We start from the raw sequence: 15007 nt of genomic DNA on the forward strand, positions 1-15007 counted from the left end.
GTCAGGGAACCAGCGGGGTGCCACGGTATCCGCACTGTGACAGTTGTCCCTTGACGGGTCGTCCGGAAAATTCCGGCGACGACCGCGGTCTCAGCCGGTGTAGCGGTACGTCGCCGACGCCTGCTCGTACAGCTTGTCCACCTCGTCGCGCCGGCTCTCCGGGCCCCGCACCTGGACGACGTGGTAGCGGCCGTCGAGGAGGATCGCGAGGTTGCGCACGAAGAGTTCCTGCCCGCTCGCGCCGTTCCAGGTGAACTGGCCCTCCGCCATGGACTTCCCGCCCACCGTGATGGTCCGCATCCCGGAGGAGGTGGCCCAGCTGGAGGCGCGGTAGGCCTGCAGTTCGCTCTCCCTCTCCCGCTGGTACGTCATCGGGTCGCTCCCGAACTCGGCCGCGCTGTCCCGGCCGGGCACCACGATCAGCTCGAAGCCGCCGTGGGAGTAGACCACTTGCCCCTGGCCGTTCTTCGGCGTACGGCTCCAGCCGCCCGCGACGGCGACCTGGAACCCGGCGGGGTCCTTGCGCAGGGTGAAGCCGGCCGCCGTGCCCGGGGTGGTGGTCTGCGCCTCGGCCGAACCCGACGTCTGCTCGGTCGAACCCGACGTCCGCGAGGAACTGTCGCCGGCGCCGGGCGCGGGCGCGCCGCTCGCGTCGCCGCCCGAGGACTCCGGGGCCGGGCTCGCTTCCCCGGCGGATCCCGTATGGTCGCCGCCGGCCGCCCCGTCGTGGTCCGCCTTCGGCATGAACACCATCGCGTATGCGACCGCCGCGGCCATCAGGAGCAGGACGAGCAGGAGCAGCAGGCGTCCCAGGCTGCGCGGCGAGCCCTCCTGTCTGGCCCGCTTGTGCCGTCCGTGGTGGGCGGGCAGCCCGGCGCGCCGCCTGCGCACCAGTTCGCCGCGGCGGCGGACGATCGGCAGCCGGCTGGGGTCCGCGGGCGGCGCGGCCACCACGTGCGCGCCCGCCTCCGGTTCGGGCGCGGAGCGCACCAGCGACCGCAGCCAGCCGCCCAGTTCCTCGAAGTCCAGCCTCTCGGTGGGGTCCTGCCGCAGCAGCGACTCCACGACCGGACGCAGCGCGCCGCACTCCTCCGCGAAGGCGGGCGGTTCGGCGCACACCAGTTGCACCAGCTCGGCGGTCGACTCCTCCGGGTAGGGCGCGTGTCCCTGGACCGCCCTGAACAGCAGCGCGCCCAGCGCCCACAGGTCGGTCGCGGGTCCGATCGGCGCGGCGAGCTGCCAGTTCTCGTGCACGGACCCGGCCTGTTCGGGAGCCCACCGCTCGGTCACCGGTCCGACCACGGTCATCCGCGCCTGTCGGGCCCGCTCGGCGGCGAGCGCGGTGGCCGGCCCGCGCCGCGTGGACGAACCCGCGCCGAGGTCGTCCCAGCGTGCGGGCCGTGGGACGGTTCCCGGCCCGTCCGGCTCGGGCGCCGGGCCGGGCACGCCCGCGGCGGGTACGGCGCCGAGGGCGGGCACGCCCTGGCCGGAACCGGAGGCCGGGCCGCCGCGGCCGGGGACGAACGCGGAGCCGCCCGGTACGTCGCCGGGCGGAAGGGCGGGCCCGGGTCGGCCGCTCCGGGACGAGCCGGGGAGGACCGCACGGCCCTGTCCGCCGGGCCCGGCGGCCGGCGGCGCGCCGCCGGCCGCGGGCCGCGCCGCCGCGCCGTTCCAGGGGGTGGCGCGGACGCCGTACGGGTCGGCGATCCGGCCCGGCGGTGCGCCGCGGTCCTCATCCTCGGCGGGCGGGCGCGCGGCGGGCAGCGCGGCGCGCGCACTCTGCTGTGCCTCCTGCACCCGGGCCGCCGCCCGGGCTCCCGCGCGGTACGCGGCGATCGCCCCGGCCCGGGCCGCGCGGACGTCCTCGCCGCTCTCCGGAGCCCGCCGCACGAGCGCTCCCGGCTCCTGCGGGTCGTCCAACGTGTCGTCGCCGGCCGGGGGCAGGGCGCCGGCCGCCCGTGCCTCGATGGCGGCCCGCCGCGCGGCCTCGGGGTCCACCGGGGCGTCGCCCGGGCGGCCCGCCTCACCGCCGAGGCCGGCGCCACCGTCGCCGGCACCGGCACCGGCACCGGCACCGGCAACACCACCGATCTCCGGCGCACGCCCCGAGCCGCCACCGGCACCGGCACCGGCACCGGCACCGGCACCGGCACCGGAGAATCCGCGCTCGGCCGGTCCGGGCGCACGGCCGGGCCCGGGCCCGGCCGTGTGCCCGGGCCCGCCGAAGCCTTCCGGTCCTCCGGCCCCGTCGTACGGCGCCGGGTCCTCGTGGGCGGCGTGATCGTCGTCCTGGGCCGGCACCGGGTCGTAGCCGCACAGGGCCTCTTCCGCCGCGCCGACCGCGAGTCCGGTCAGCATCACCCGGCCGTCGTCGCAGACCAGGACCGTGCGGGCGGTGATGTTGCGGTGCACCCAGCCGTGGCCGTGCAGCACCCGCAGGGCCATGAGTATGTCGGAGGCCACCTCGGCCGCCCGGTAGGGCGTCAGCGGGCTCTCGGCCAGCAGCGCCGCCAGCGGTCGCGCGGCGACCAGTTCACTGGCGATCCACAGCGACCCGCCCTCCGCGAACACGTCGAAGACCTGGTCGAGCCGCGGATGGTCGGGGATCCGGGCGGCGGCCTGCGCCGCTTCCAGGGCGCGGCGCACCGCCGGGTCGGCGGGCCGCCGGGTGGCCGGACGCGCGGAGCCACCGGGCCCGGTGGCGCGCCCCTGGCGACCGGCGCGCGAAGCGGACCGCAGGACGGAGTCGTCGCGGGCGGTGAACCCCTCGGGCAGGCCGTCCGCGTCGAGCACCTCCGCCTCGACCACCTCGGGCAACGGCACCTGCCTCAGCAGCACTTCCTGCCCGCTGTAGGTGTCGAAGGCCCGGGTCTCGGAGAGTTCGTACTCGTCGGACGGGGGCAGCGGCAGGCGGTAGCGGTCGGCGAGCACCCGGCCCGCATAGTCGTCCACGTTGCCTCCCCCGGCCGCACGGTCGGTCAGATGCGTTCGCCACGCGACCCGTTCCCGAGGCTCACGGTCCGCAACCACTCACGATACGTGCCGGAGGCAACCCACAAAGAGGGGTTGCCGGATCTGGTGCCGCAAAACCGTGCGAGCCGGTCCCGCGCCCCGGGACCGCTCGCCTCACTTCCTGGGTTCGAAGGTCCTCGTCAGCGTCCGCCAGGTGTCACGGCGCAGATCGCCGTCCCAGTCGTCGGCCTTCGCCGTGTACATCAGGCCGTACCCGAGGTCGTCGCCGACGACGAACCCACGGTCCACGACCCGGTACTTGGTCCCGTCGCCGACGTAGGTGAACTCCCAGTCGGCGGTGTTCCAGCCGCGGTAGCCCACCTTCTCGATCCGGATGCGGTGGTACTGGGGGCGCACCATGTAGCGCTCCTGCTTGCGCCAGTCGGCCACCGGGTCGCTCTTGGGCGAGGACGTCCAGCCGACCAGCAGCCGCTGACCGTCGGGGCCGGTGAAGCGGGCGCCCGCGTCGTCGGTGGAGGTGTACTTCCACCCCTTGGGCAGCCCGATGGTGAAGCCCTGTCCGCTCTTGTACGTCGTCACCGCCGCGTCGTCGCCGCCGGAGTCCGAGGCGGAGTCGGAGCCGGACGGGGAATCCGAACCGTCGTCGTCCGGCGCGCCGGCGCCCGCCGAGGGCGACTCGCCCGAACCGGCCGCCGGGGACGTGCCCCCGGCCGAGTCGGTGCGCTTCCCGCCCGCCCCGTTCGCGGCGTTCGGGTCCTCCTCGGACACGGAGCTCGCGGTCGTGCCGGCGGTGACGGACGTACGGGCGGCGCCGCTGTCGCCGCTCTTGGAGCCCTCGTCGTCACCGCTGAGGACGACGGCCAGCACGGCGCCGACGACGGCGAGCGCCACGACCACCGCGATGATCACCAGCGTGCGCCGCGGCACCACGTCGGTCAGCGGCGCCCTGGGCGCCGGCCGGGGCGGCAGGTCGAGGTCCGGCGGCGGCATCACGGGCCAGCCGGAACCGGCTCGGCCGGCCTGCGTGCCGTTCCCGCCGCCGGCGGTCCCGGTTCCGTTCCCGGGCCGCGTTCCGGTGCGGGCCCCGGCGCCGCTTGCGGGCCCGGCGGGCATGCCGGCGCCCTTCGCCTGACCGGCCGTGGCGGGAGCCGTCCCGCTCGCGGCGGCGGCCGAGCCCCCGGCGGCCGAACCGGCGGCGCCGGCCGCGGGCCCGGTGGGGCGGGCGGTGCCCGCCGAACCGGCCGCCTTGCGCACGGACCGCAGCGCGCCGCGCAGCCGATCGGCCGCCTCCTCGCCCCGCTTGCCCCCGGCCCCCGGAGCGGAACCGGGACCGGGCTCCGCCGCTGATCCGGCGCCCCGGCCTGCCGAACCGCCCTTGCCCGCCCGCCGGTCCGGCTGCGCGGGCAGCGGGACCACCCGCGTCGCGTCCAGGGGCGGCTCGGGCTCCCTCTCCCCCGGCTCGGGCGCGTTGATGACGGCCTTGAGCATCGCCCGGGCGCCCGCGTCGTCGAGGCGCTTGGCCGGGTCCTTGTTGAGCAGGCCGTAGATGACGTCACGGAGCGGGCCGGCGTTCTTCGGCTCCTCCAGCGGCTCGGTCATCACCGCGGTCAGCGTGGCGATAGCCGAGCCCTTGTCGTACGGCGGCGAGCCCTCGACCGACGCGTAGATCAGGCCGCCGAGCGACCACAGGTCGGCCGCCGGGCCCGGCTTGTGACCGCGGGCCCGCTCCGGGGAGATGTAGGAGGGCGCGCCCACCAGCATGCCGGTCGAGGTGATGGACGGGTCGCCCTCGACCTGGGCGATGCCGAAGTCGGTGAGCACGACCCGGCCGTCCTCGGCGATGAGGACGTTGGACGGCTTCACGTCGCGGTGCAGGATGCCCTGGCGGTGCGCGGAGCGCAGCACGTCGAGGACGGCGAGTCCGACCTCCGCGGCCCGCCTCGGCTTGAGCAGTCCGTCCTCGCGGATGACCTCGGCCAGGGACTTGCCCTCGACCAGTTCCATCACGATCCACGGCCGGTCGTCCTCGTCGACCACGTCGAAGACGGTCACCGCGCTGGTGTTGCGGATCCGTGCGATGGCCTTGGCCTCGCGCAGCGTGCGCGTGATCAGGCGCCGCTTCTCCTCCTCGTCGATGTTCGACGGGAACCGCAGTTCCTTGACCGCGACCGTTCGGCCCAGGGTCTCGTCCTGGGCGCGCCACACCGTGCCCATGCCGCCCCGGCCGAGCACGTCCCCCAGCCGGTACCGCCCGGCGAGAAGACGCTCGCTGTTGTCCTGACGAGTGTCCTGACGGGATGCACCCGCCCGCTCCGCCTCCGACATGCGTCCCCTCATGCAACCCGCCCTGACAGAGGCTCCATTGTCTCTCACCCGGCAAGTGCTCCACGCCCAGGGTGCCCCTCGGGGCACCCCGGGCGGTAGCCGAACAGCGCTCCCGGCGTGGCGGGATGACGGCCCGTGACAGGAGGTCAGCGGGGGGTGCCGGAGCTCCGGGACACTTCCGGCCGTAAGGGTCCCGGGGCGCCGCGACCGCGCTACAGCGGCACGATGTCCGGCGCGCCCAGCCGTGCCGCGTCGGCCGTCAGGTCGTCAGGCTGCCGCTGCGACTCCCGCTCGGCCTCGACCCGCTTCTCGTAGTGCTGGACCTCGCGTTCGATCTGGCCCTCGTCCCAGCCCAGCACGGGCGCCATCAGCTCGGCGGCCTCCCGGGCGCTGCGCGTGCCGCGGTCGAAGGTCTCGATGGATATGCGGGTACGCCGGGTCAGCACGTCGTCCAGGTGCCGGGCGCCCTCGTGCGAGGCGGCGTGGACGACCTCGGCGCGCAGATAGTCGTCGGCGGACCTCAGGGGCGCGCCGAGGGCCGGATCGGCGGCGATGAGGGCGAGCACCTCCTGCGCGGCCGAGCCGTACCGGTTCAACAGGTGCTCCACGCGCACCACGTGGATGCCGGTCTCGGCGGCGATCCGCGCCCGGGCGTTCCACAGCGCCCGGTAGCCCTCGGCGCCGTACAGCGGGATCTCCTCGGTGACGCAGTCGGCGACCCGCATGTCCAGGCCGTGCACGGCCTCGTCGACGGCGTCCTTGGCCATCACCCGGTACGTCGTGTACTTGCCGCCCGCGACCACGACCAGACCCGGCGCCGGATGGGCCACGGTGTGCTCGCGCGAGAGCTTGCTGGTGGCGTCGGACTCGCCGGCCAGCAGGGGCCGCAGTCCCGCGTACACGCCCTGGACGTCGTCCCGGCTGAGCGGCACCGCCAGCACCGAGTTCACGTGCTCCAGCAGGTAGTCGATGTCGGCGCTGGAGGCGGCCGGGTGCGCCTTGTCCAGGTCCCAGTCGGTGTCGGTGGTGCCGACGATCCAGTGCCGGCCCCAGGGGATGACGAACAGCACGGACTTCTCGGTGCGCAGGATCAGCCCGGTGGTGGAGCTGATGCGGTCCTTGGGCACGACGAGGTGGATGCCCTTGGAGGCGCGCACGTGGAACTGGCCGCGCTCCCCCACCATCGCCTGGGTGTCGTCGGTCCACACCCCGGTGGCGTTGACGATCTGCTTGGCGCGGATCTCGTACTCGCCGCCGCCCTCGACGTCCTGCACCTTCGCGCCGACCACGCGTTCGCCCTCGCGCAGGAAACCGGTGACCCGCGCACGGTTGGCGGCCTTCGCGCCGTACGACACCGCGGTGCGCACCAGGGCGGCCACGAACCGGGCGTCGTCCACCTGTGCGTCGTAGTACTGGAGCGCGCCGACCAGGGCGTCCTTCTTCAGGCAGGGGGCGACGCGCAGTGCCTGACGGCGGGTCAGGTGCCGGTGCAGCGGCAGCCCCCGGCCGTGACCGCGGGCCATCGACATGCCGTCGTAGAGCGCGACGCCCGAACCGGCGTACCAGCGCTCCCAGCCCCTGTGCTGGAGCGGGTAGAGGAACGGCACGGGCCGCACCAGATGGGGGGCGAGGCGCTCCAGCAGCAGGCCGCGCTCCTTCAGTGCCTCCCTGACGAGGGCGAAGTCGAGCATCTCCAGATAGCGCAGTCCGCCGTGTATCAGCTTGCTGGAGCGGCTCGACGTCCCGGACGCCCAGTCGCGGGCCTCGACGATGCCGGTGCTCAGACCGCGCGTGACGGCGTCCAGGGCCGTGCCCGCGCCCACCACGCCGCCGCCCACGACCAGGATGTCCAGCTCGCGCTCGGCCATTTCCGCCAGTGACTCGGCGCGCTGCGCCGGCCCCAGTGCCGCTGTCCTCACCGCTGCCTCCCGCTGTCCCTAGCGCCGGCCGCGCCCGTAGGGCGAAGCCCGTCCCGTCTCCCCCACGTGTCTCCCTGCCCAGAATTCTGACCGTGTTGCCCGACTTCAGCCACCAGTCGCCCCAGCCTGTGGACAACTCTCCCCGCCGCACCGAGAAACACGCTGGTCAATCCCACAAAACGGTCATATTTACTCCTAGTCTGACATTGCACGCGCTCGTTCTGTCCACCGGACTTGCGTGCCCGCACCACGTCGGTTACTGGGAAGGACGGCCCACGCCATGCCCGCAGATCTCGCCGTCATCGGACTCGGCCCGCTCGGCCTGCCCCTGGCCCAGGCCGCGGTCGCCGCCGGCATCCCCACCCTCGGGTACCGGACCGGCGACGAGTCCGGCTCCCTCAGCCCCGCCGAACTGCGCCGGATGCTCTCGGGGGGCTTCCGGCCGGCCACCAACCCCGCCGAGCTGGGCCGGGTCCGCACGGCGGTGATCTGCGCGCCGACCCCGCGCGGCGCGGACGGCGGCCCGGACCTCGGCCAGGTGGAGGCCGCCGCCCGCGCACTGGCCGGACAGCTCCGCCCGCACACCACGGTGATCCTGGAGTCGCCCGTGCTCCCCGGAACCACCGAGGACGTGCTGCGTCCCCTGCTGGAGGAGGGCTCCGGCCTGCGCGCGGGCCGCGACTTCCACCTCGCCTACTCGCCCAGCCGCGTCGACCCCGGGAACCGCGACGTCACCCCGGCCAACACCCCGAAGGTGATCGGCGGCCTGACCCCCGCCTGCACCGAGTCGGCCGCCGCCTTCTACGGCCGGCTCACCGACAAGGTGGTCCGCGCGCGCGGACTGCGCGAGGCCGAGACGGTCCAGCTCCTGGAGACCAACTACCGGCACGTCAACATCGCTCTCGTCAACGAGATGGCGGTGCTCTGCCACGACCTGGGCGTCGACCTGTGGGACGTGGTGCGCTGCGCGGAGACCAAGCCGTACGGCTTCCATGCCTTCCGTCCCGGCCCGGGCGTCGGCGGCCACGGCATCCCGCAGGACCTCGTCGGCCCCTCCGGCCAAGGGCTGCGCATGGTGGAACTCGCCCAGCAGGTCAACAACCGCATGCCCCGCTACGTCGTGCAGCGCGCCGCGGCCCTGCTCAACGAGCACGGCAAGTCGGCACGAGGCGCCCGGGTACTCCTTCTGGGTGTCACCTACAAGCCCGACCTCGCGGATCTCCAGGGCACGCCCGCCGAGGAGATCGCCGTCCGCCTGACCGGACTGGGCGCCTCGGTCAGCTATCACGACCCGTACGTGCCCGCCTGGAGCGTCCCGGGCCAGCCGGTTCCGCGCGCGGACGCGCTCTACGAGGCGGCGGCGGACGCCGACCTGACGATCCTGCTCCAGCACCACCGGACGTACGACCTCCAGGGGCTGTCGGTGAAGGCGCAGCTCTTGCTGGACACCCGGGGAGCGGCGCCCACGGGGGCGGCGCACCGGTTGTGAAGGGGGGCGCGCGGGCTCCCCGGGCCACCGCCAAGAGTGGAGGGAGGGCGGCCCCGCCGCTACCGTGAGAGGTGGTTCACGGGTGTCCGCCCCTGGTCTCGATCGGGGTGGCCGCTCACTTTCCGTACATCCGCGAGATCCGCCTCCTCCGGCACCGCATCCGGTACCGTGCAAAAAGCGGAGCCCACCGCAGCGGCCACTGCGGCAGGCTCCTGAAAAGTGATCGGAGTGTCCACCCCTATTCTCTGTAGGGGTGGCCGCTCACTTTCCGTGGATCCGCAAGATCCACCTCCTCCGGCACTTCACCATCCGCAGACGGATCCGGTCCCAGCGAGTCGGCTTGCGGTGACGGCCCATGGGCGCGCCCCCTTCCACGATGCCGCCCATCGGCCCGGTGAGGCGGTCCGTCGGGATTCGGGCCGGGCCCCGAGGGCGGGGTCCGGACCGTGTCCTTGGAAGGGGGCGCTCCAGAGAACCGGGGCGCCGGACAGGGACATTACCGGCTCAACACACCGGTTCCCGGGCGCTTCCGCCCCGAAGGCAACCGTGCGCCCCCGAAGCGCGCAACGCGCCCCCTCGCCCCGTCCCCGGGGCGCACATCCGGCACGCGCGGAAAGGGGCCCGGCCGCTCGCTCACGCGAGTGACCGGGCCCCTTCGGCCGGACGGAGTGGTCGTCTACCGCTTGTGCTGCGAGTCCGCCACCGTCACCTCGACCCGCTGGAACTCCTTGAGCTCGCTGTAGCCGGTCGTGGCCATGGCCCGGCGCAGGGCGCCGAAGAAGTTCATGGAGCCGTCGGGGGTGTGCGAGGGACCGGTGAGGACCTCCTCGAGGGTGCCGACCGTGCCCAGGCCGACCTTCTTGCCGCGCGGCAGCTCCTCGTTGACGGCCTCCATGCCCCAGTGGTGGCCCTTGCCGGGCGCGTCCGTGGCACGGGCCAGCGGGGAACCCATCATCACCGCGTCCGCGCCGCAGGCGATCGCCTTGGGCAGGTCGCCGGACCAGCCGACGCCGCCGTCCGCGATCACGTGCACGTACCGGCCGCCGGACTCGTCCATGTAGTCACGGCGGGCCGCGGCCACGTCGGCGACGGCCGTGGCCATCGGGACCTGGATGCCCAGCACGTTGCGCGTGGTGTGCGCGGCGCCGCCGCCGAAGCCGACCAGGACACCGGCCGCGCCGGTGCGCATCAGGTGCAGGGCCGCGGTGTACGTGGCGCAGCCGCCGACGATCACCGGGACGTCGAGCTCGTAGATGAACTGCTTCAGGTTCAGCGGCTCCGCCGCGCCCGAGACGTGCTCGGCCGACACCGTCGTGCCGCGGATGACGAAGATGTCCACGCCCGCGTCCACCACGGCCTTGGAGAACTGGGCCGTGCGCTGCGGGGAGAGCGCGGCCGCGGTGACCACGCCGGAGTCGCGCACCTCCTTGATGCGCGCGCCGATCAGCTCCTCCTTGATGGGAGCGGCGTAGATCTCCTGGAGGCGGCGGGTGGCGGCCTCGGCGGGCAGCTCGGCGATCTCGTCGAGCAGCGGCTGCGGGTCCTCGTACCGGGTCCACAGGCCCTCGAGGTTCAGCACGCCCAGGCCGCCGAGCTCGCCGATGCGGATCGCGGTGGCCGGGGAGACGACCGAGTCCATGGGGGCGGCCAGGAAGGGCAGCTCGAAGCGGTAGGCGTCGATCTGCCAGGCGATCGAGACCTCCTTCGGGTCCCGCGTACGGCGGCTGGGGACGACGGCGATGTCGTCGAAGGCGTACGCCCGGCGGCCGCGCTTGCCGCGCCCGATCTCGATCTCAGTCACGTCTGTGGCCTTTCCCTGATGCGTTCCAGCGTCTTCCAGTATCGCCGACGCCCACGACAAGGGCGGCCCCGGAGGGATCCGGGGCCGCCCTTGTCAGGCTCGTCGCCTACTTGCTGCTGTAGTTCGGCGCCTCGACCGTCATCTGGATGTCGTGCGGGTGGCTCTCCTTCAGGCCCGCCGAGGTGATGCGGACGAAGCGGCCCTTGGACTCCATCTCCCCGATGGTGGCCGCGCCCACGTAGCCCATGGTCTGGCGCAGACCGCCGACGAGCTGGTGCAGCACGTTGGCCAGCGGGCCGCGGTAGGGGACCTGGCCCTCGATGCCCTCGGGCACGAGCTTGTCGTCGGAGGCGACCTCGGCCTGGAAGTAGCGGTCCTTCGAGTACGACTTCGCCTGGCCGCGGGACTGCATGGCGCCGAGCGAGCCCATGCCGCGGTAGGACTTGAACTGCTTGCCGTTGATGAAGAGCAGCTCGCCGGGAGACTCCTCGCAGCCCGCGAGCAGGCTGCCCAGCATGACCGTGTCGGCGCCGGCGGCGAGCGCCTTGCCGATGTCGCCGGAGTACTGCAGGCCGCCGTCGCCGATCAGCGGGATGCCCGCCGGACGGGCGGCGAGGGATGCCTCGTAGATGGCGGTGACCTGCGGGACGCCGATACCGGCGACCACCCGGGTCGTGCAGATCGAACCGGGGCCGACGCCCACCTTGATGCCGTCGACGCCGGCGTCGATCAGCGCCTGCGCGCCGTCGCGGGTGGCGACGTTGCCGCCGATCACGTCGATGGACACACTCGACTTGATCTTCGACATCCAGCTCAGCGCGTTGCTGTTGTGGCCGTGCGAGGTGTCGACGACCAGGAAGTCGGCTCCGGCCTCGGCGAGCGCCTGGGCGCGCTCCAGGGCCTCGGGGCTCGCGCCGACGGCGGCGCCGACGAGCAGGCGGCCCTCGGCGTCCTTGGCGGCGTTCGGGTACTGCTCCGCCTTGACGAAGTCCTTGACGGTGATCAGGCCCTTGAGGACGCCCGCGTCGTCGACCAGCGGCAGCTTCTCGATCTTGTGGCGGCGCAGCAGCTCCATGGCGTCCACGCGGGAGATGCCGACCTTGCCGGTGACCAGGGGCATCGGCGTCATGATCTCGCTGACACGGCGCGAGCGGTCGGGCTCGAAGGCCATGTCGCGGTTGGTGACGATGCCGAGCAGCTTGCCGGCCGGATCGGTGACCGGGACACCGCTGATGCGGAACTTGGCGCACAGCGCGTCGGCCTCGGCGAGCGTGGCCTCCGGGTGGATGGTGATGGGGTTGGCCACCATGCCGGACTCGGAGCGCTTGACCAGGTCGACCTGGTTGGCCTGGTCCTCGATGGACAGGTTGCGGTGCAGCACGCCGACGCCACCGAGGCGGGCCATCGCGATCGCCATGCGGGACTCGGTCACCTTGTCCATCGCCGCCGACAGCAGCGGGATGTTGACCCGGACGTTGCGGGAGATGTGGGACGAGGTGTCGACCGCGTTGGGCAGCACCTCGGATGCGCCCGGCAGCAGCAGCACGTCGTCGTAGGTCAGCCCGAGTGTCGCGAATTTCTCGGGCACTCCGTCGACGTTTGCAGTCATGACACCTTCCCCAAATGGCCTTGATCGGTGCGGATGTCCATGCTAACGGGAAGCGGAGGCGTCTCATTCCACGATGGACGGCGCCCGGCGGCTTCGTATGTTCGTACCGGAGCGGCGCCCGGCCGGCTCAACTGGAGTGTGAACCGGAGCCGAACGAGCCCGGTCACTGCTCGGCCAGGGCTCGCAGCCGGCTCAGCGCCCGGTGCTGGGCCACCCGGACCGCGCCCGGTGACATTCCCAACATCTGCCCCGTCTCCTCAGCGGTCAAGCCCACGGCGATGCGCAGCAGCAACAGCTCCCGCTGGTTCTCGGGGAGGTTGGCCAGCAGCTTCTTGGCCCACGCGGCGTCGCTGCTGAGCAGGGCGCGCTCCTCCGGGCCGAGGGAGTCGTCCGGGCGTTCGGGCATCTCGTCGGACGGCACCGCCGTCGAGCCGGGGTGCCGCATGGCCGCGCGTTGCAGGTCGGCGACCTTGTGCGAGGCGATGGCGAAGACGAACGCCTCGAAGGGCCGGCCGGTGTCCCGGTAGCGCGGCAGGGCGAGCAGCACCGCGACGCACACCTCCTGGGCCAGGTCCTCCACGAAGTGGCGCGCGTCGCCCGGCAGCCTGGACAGCCGGGTGCGGCAGTAGCGCAGCGCGAGCGGATGGACGCGGGCGAGCAGATCGTGCGTGGCCTGCTCGTCGCCGTCGACGGCACGGTGGACGAGCGGGCCGATCGCCCCTTGGGCAACTGCCGCCTCGTCGTCGCGCATCGGACCATCGTGCCTTGGCGTCGAACGCTCCGCGGCACCGCCATCACGGTTGTGCACCGAAGCGTTATGAGCGGGTGCGCCGGAACCCATCCCCTGCGCCCTCCCATTCCGCTCGACCGACTCGTCCCCGAGGAACTCCACACCTCAAGGATGCGGCATCCGCGGCGAAACGAGCAGCGGTCGCCCGGCAAGCCGCGTTGCCGCAGGTGACCGGCGTACGGTACGCGGCGCCGCGCACGGCCGGGACACGAACCCACACGAACCCGCCACGGACCGGCCGGTATCCGGCCCGGCATCCCGCCCCGACTCCCCTGACCACTCGGCTTCTCCCCCGCACGCAAGGACGTGTCGGCGAGGACACACCGGCGGAGATCCATCGGCTCGGGGGCATCGGCACCATGTGCCGACGCGTCCCGCCGGACAGCCGGTGCGGGCGGACGGCCGTCCTCCCGGCGGCGCTCCCCCGCCCGGTCCCGCGCGCGGGAGCGTCACCGTCCCGTTCCGCCGGTGCGGCGCGCCGCCCGACGCATCGCACCCTCACGTCGCGACCCACCGCACCCGCGTCACCGCGGCGCGTCGCGTCACCTCGGTCATCGCGGCGCGTCGGCGCTTCGCACCCACGCGTTCCGCCGGTCAGGGCCGACCGGTCCCCGCCGCCGGGAGGTGGCCCGTTCACCGGACCCGGTGCCGACGCAGGTCCTAGCGGACCAGGCCCCACCGGAAGCCGAGCGCCACCGCGTGCGCGCGGTCGGAGGCGCCGAGCTTCTTGAACAGCCGGCGGGCGTGCGTCTTGACGGTGTCCTCGGAGAGGAACAGTTCGCGGCCGATCTCCGCGTTGGAGCGGCCGTGGCTCATGCCCTCCAGCACCTGGATCTCACGCGCGGTGAGCGTCGGCGCGGCGCCCATCTCGGCGGACCGCAGCCGGCGCGGGGCGAGCCGCCAGGTGGGGTCGGCGAGGGCCTGGGTCACCGTGGCGCGCAGCTCCGCGCGGGAGGCGTCCTTGTGCAGGTAGCCCCGGGCGCCGGCGGCGACGGCGAGGGCCACGCCGTCGAGGTCCTCGGCGACCGTGAGCATGATGATGCGCGCGCCGGGGTCGGCGGACAGCAGGCGCCGGACCGTCTCGACGCCGCCCAGGCCGGGCATGCGCACGTCCATCAGGATGAGGTCCGAGCGGTCGGCGCCCCAGCGGCGGAGCACTTCCTCGCCGTTGGCCGCAGTCGTCACACGCTCGACGCCGGGCACGGTCGCGACCGCGCGGCGGAGCGCCTCTCGGGCAAGCGGGGAGTCGTCGCAGACGAGGACGGATGTCATGGCCGCCCTCCGCAGCTGATGCGCGTCACCTTGAGCCTCCAGGCTGGTACGAAATCGTCACCTGTGCGGTCGACCGTCTCGGACGCCTGCCCGAGCACTTGTGTTTTCAACCGCCTCCGCACTCTCAACGACGGTCACTCGAAAGAGTTACGGGGCCGTACGCCGTTTTCGGCACTCTACGTGAGGGAGCGGACACAGCGCAGACACAGACGTCGTCCTCTCAACTTTTCATCACAAGCTATGCCCCATTTAGCCCCTTTTCTTCCCGTTTCTAGGTGTCTAGGGCTAGATTCTCAATGAGTCATATTTTCATCTCCTTAGATCGGAAACGTACGGTCGTTGGCACCGTATCCGCCACCGAACGGCTACAAGGGGTCACGCAATGGCAGATTTCTCCCGCCTTCCCGGACCGAATGCGGACCTGTGGGACTGGCAGCTGCTGGCTGCCTGCCGCGGGGTGGACAGTTCGCTCTTCTTCCATCCGGAGGGCGAGCGCGGGGCGGCTCGGAGCGCTCGAGAGAACTCGGCCAAGGAGGTCTGCATGAGGTGCCCGGTCCGTGCGGAGTGCGCGGCACACGCCCTGGCGGTGCGCGAACCGTACGGAGTGTGGGGCGGCCTGACCGAGGACGAGCGCGAGGAGCTCATGGGGCGGGCCCGGAACCGGCTGGTGACGGCCTCGTCATCCAGCGGGGACTCCGCCTCGAACAACTGAAGGAACGTTTCTTCACAGGTATACGACCATGAGGGCACGCGCTGGCGTGCCCTCCCCGTGCGTTCCCATCGGACCCCTCGGCGGGGCATCAGCGGACCCCGGCGCGCGCACCAGCCT

At 73.2% G+C, this 15007-nt stretch carries 9 protein-coding genes; 2 read left to right on the forward strand and 7 right to left on the reverse strand.

What is annotated here, in order from left to right; all coding sequences use genetic code 11:
• Positions 1-90 precede the first annotated feature (90 nt).
• The 3 genes from ACF061_RS07740 to ACF061_RS07750 all read right to left on the reverse strand — a co-directional run bounded on the left by ACF061_RS07740 (position 91) and on the right by ACF061_RS07750 (position 7217).
• Positions 91-2952, reverse strand: a complete 2862-nt coding sequence (locus ACF061_RS07740; protein WP_392265906.1) for a protein kinase — start codon at positions 2950-2952, stop codon at positions 91-93.
• A gap of 174 nt (positions 2953-3126) precedes the next feature.
• The gene (locus tag ACF061_RS07745; protein WP_392265907.1) at positions 3127-5298 is read right to left on the reverse strand and encodes a serine/threonine-protein kinase; all 2172 of its coding nucleotides are present in this window, start codon (positions 5296-5298) and stop codon (positions 3127-3129) included.
• A gap of 212 nt (positions 5299-5510) precedes the next feature.
• On the reverse strand, positions 5511-7217 hold the full coding sequence (locus ACF061_RS07750; RefSeq protein WP_392265908.1) for a glycerol-3-phosphate dehydrogenase/oxidase: 1707 nt from the start codon (positions 7215-7217) through the stop codon (positions 5511-5513).
• A gap of 280 nt (positions 7218-7497) precedes the next feature.
• Here ACF061_RS07750 and ACF061_RS07755 point away from each other — a divergent pair, with 280 nt between their 5' ends.
• Positions 7498-8706 carry a nucleotide sugar dehydrogenase gene (locus ACF061_RS07755; RefSeq protein WP_392265909.1) on the forward strand — a complete coding sequence of 403 codons (1209 nt, stop codon included), beginning with the start codon at positions 7498-7500 and terminating at the stop codon, positions 8704-8706.
• 676 nt (positions 8707-9382) lie between these two features.
• On the opposite strand, the gene ACF061_RS07760 is transcribed toward ACF061_RS07755, so the two are convergent.
• The 4 genes from ACF061_RS07760 to ACF061_RS07775 all read right to left on the reverse strand — a co-directional run bounded on the left by ACF061_RS07760 (position 9383) and on the right by ACF061_RS07775 (position 14178).
• Positions 9383-10507, reverse strand: a complete 1125-nt coding sequence (locus ACF061_RS07760) for a GuaB3 family IMP dehydrogenase-related protein (protein ID WP_392265910.1) — start codon at positions 10505-10507, stop codon at positions 9383-9385.
• Positions 10508-10613: 106 nt separating this feature from the next.
• Entirely contained in the window at positions 10614-12116 is a 1503-nt protein-coding gene (gene guaB / locus ACF061_RS07765) for an IMP dehydrogenase (protein WP_392265911.1), read from the reverse strand.
• 163 nt (positions 12117-12279) lie between these two features.
• A complete protein-coding gene (locus tag ACF061_RS07770) occupies positions 12280-12867 on the reverse strand; it encodes a sigma-70 family RNA polymerase sigma factor (RefSeq protein WP_392265912.1) in 588 nt (195 codons plus the stop codon).
• Between the two features lie 699 nt (positions 12868-13566).
• The gene (locus ACF061_RS07775) at positions 13567-14178 is read right to left on the reverse strand and encodes a response regulator transcription factor (protein ID WP_003948568.1); all 612 of its coding nucleotides are present in this window, start codon (positions 14176-14178) and stop codon (positions 13567-13569) included.
• Positions 14179-14560: 382 nt separating this feature from the next.
• Here ACF061_RS07775 and ACF061_RS07780 point away from each other — a divergent pair, with 382 nt between their 5' ends.
• Positions 14561-14890 carry a WhiB family transcriptional regulator gene (locus tag ACF061_RS07780; protein ID WP_392265913.1) on the forward strand — a complete coding sequence of 110 codons (330 nt, stop codon included), beginning with the start codon at positions 14561-14563 and terminating at the stop codon, positions 14888-14890.
• Positions 14891-15007: the final 117 nt, after the last annotated feature.

It is taken from the genome of Streptomyces sp. NPDC015220, assembly GCF_043079345.1.
Classification (GTDB): domain Bacteria; phylum Actinomycetota; class Actinomycetes; order Streptomycetales; family Streptomycetaceae; genus Streptomyces.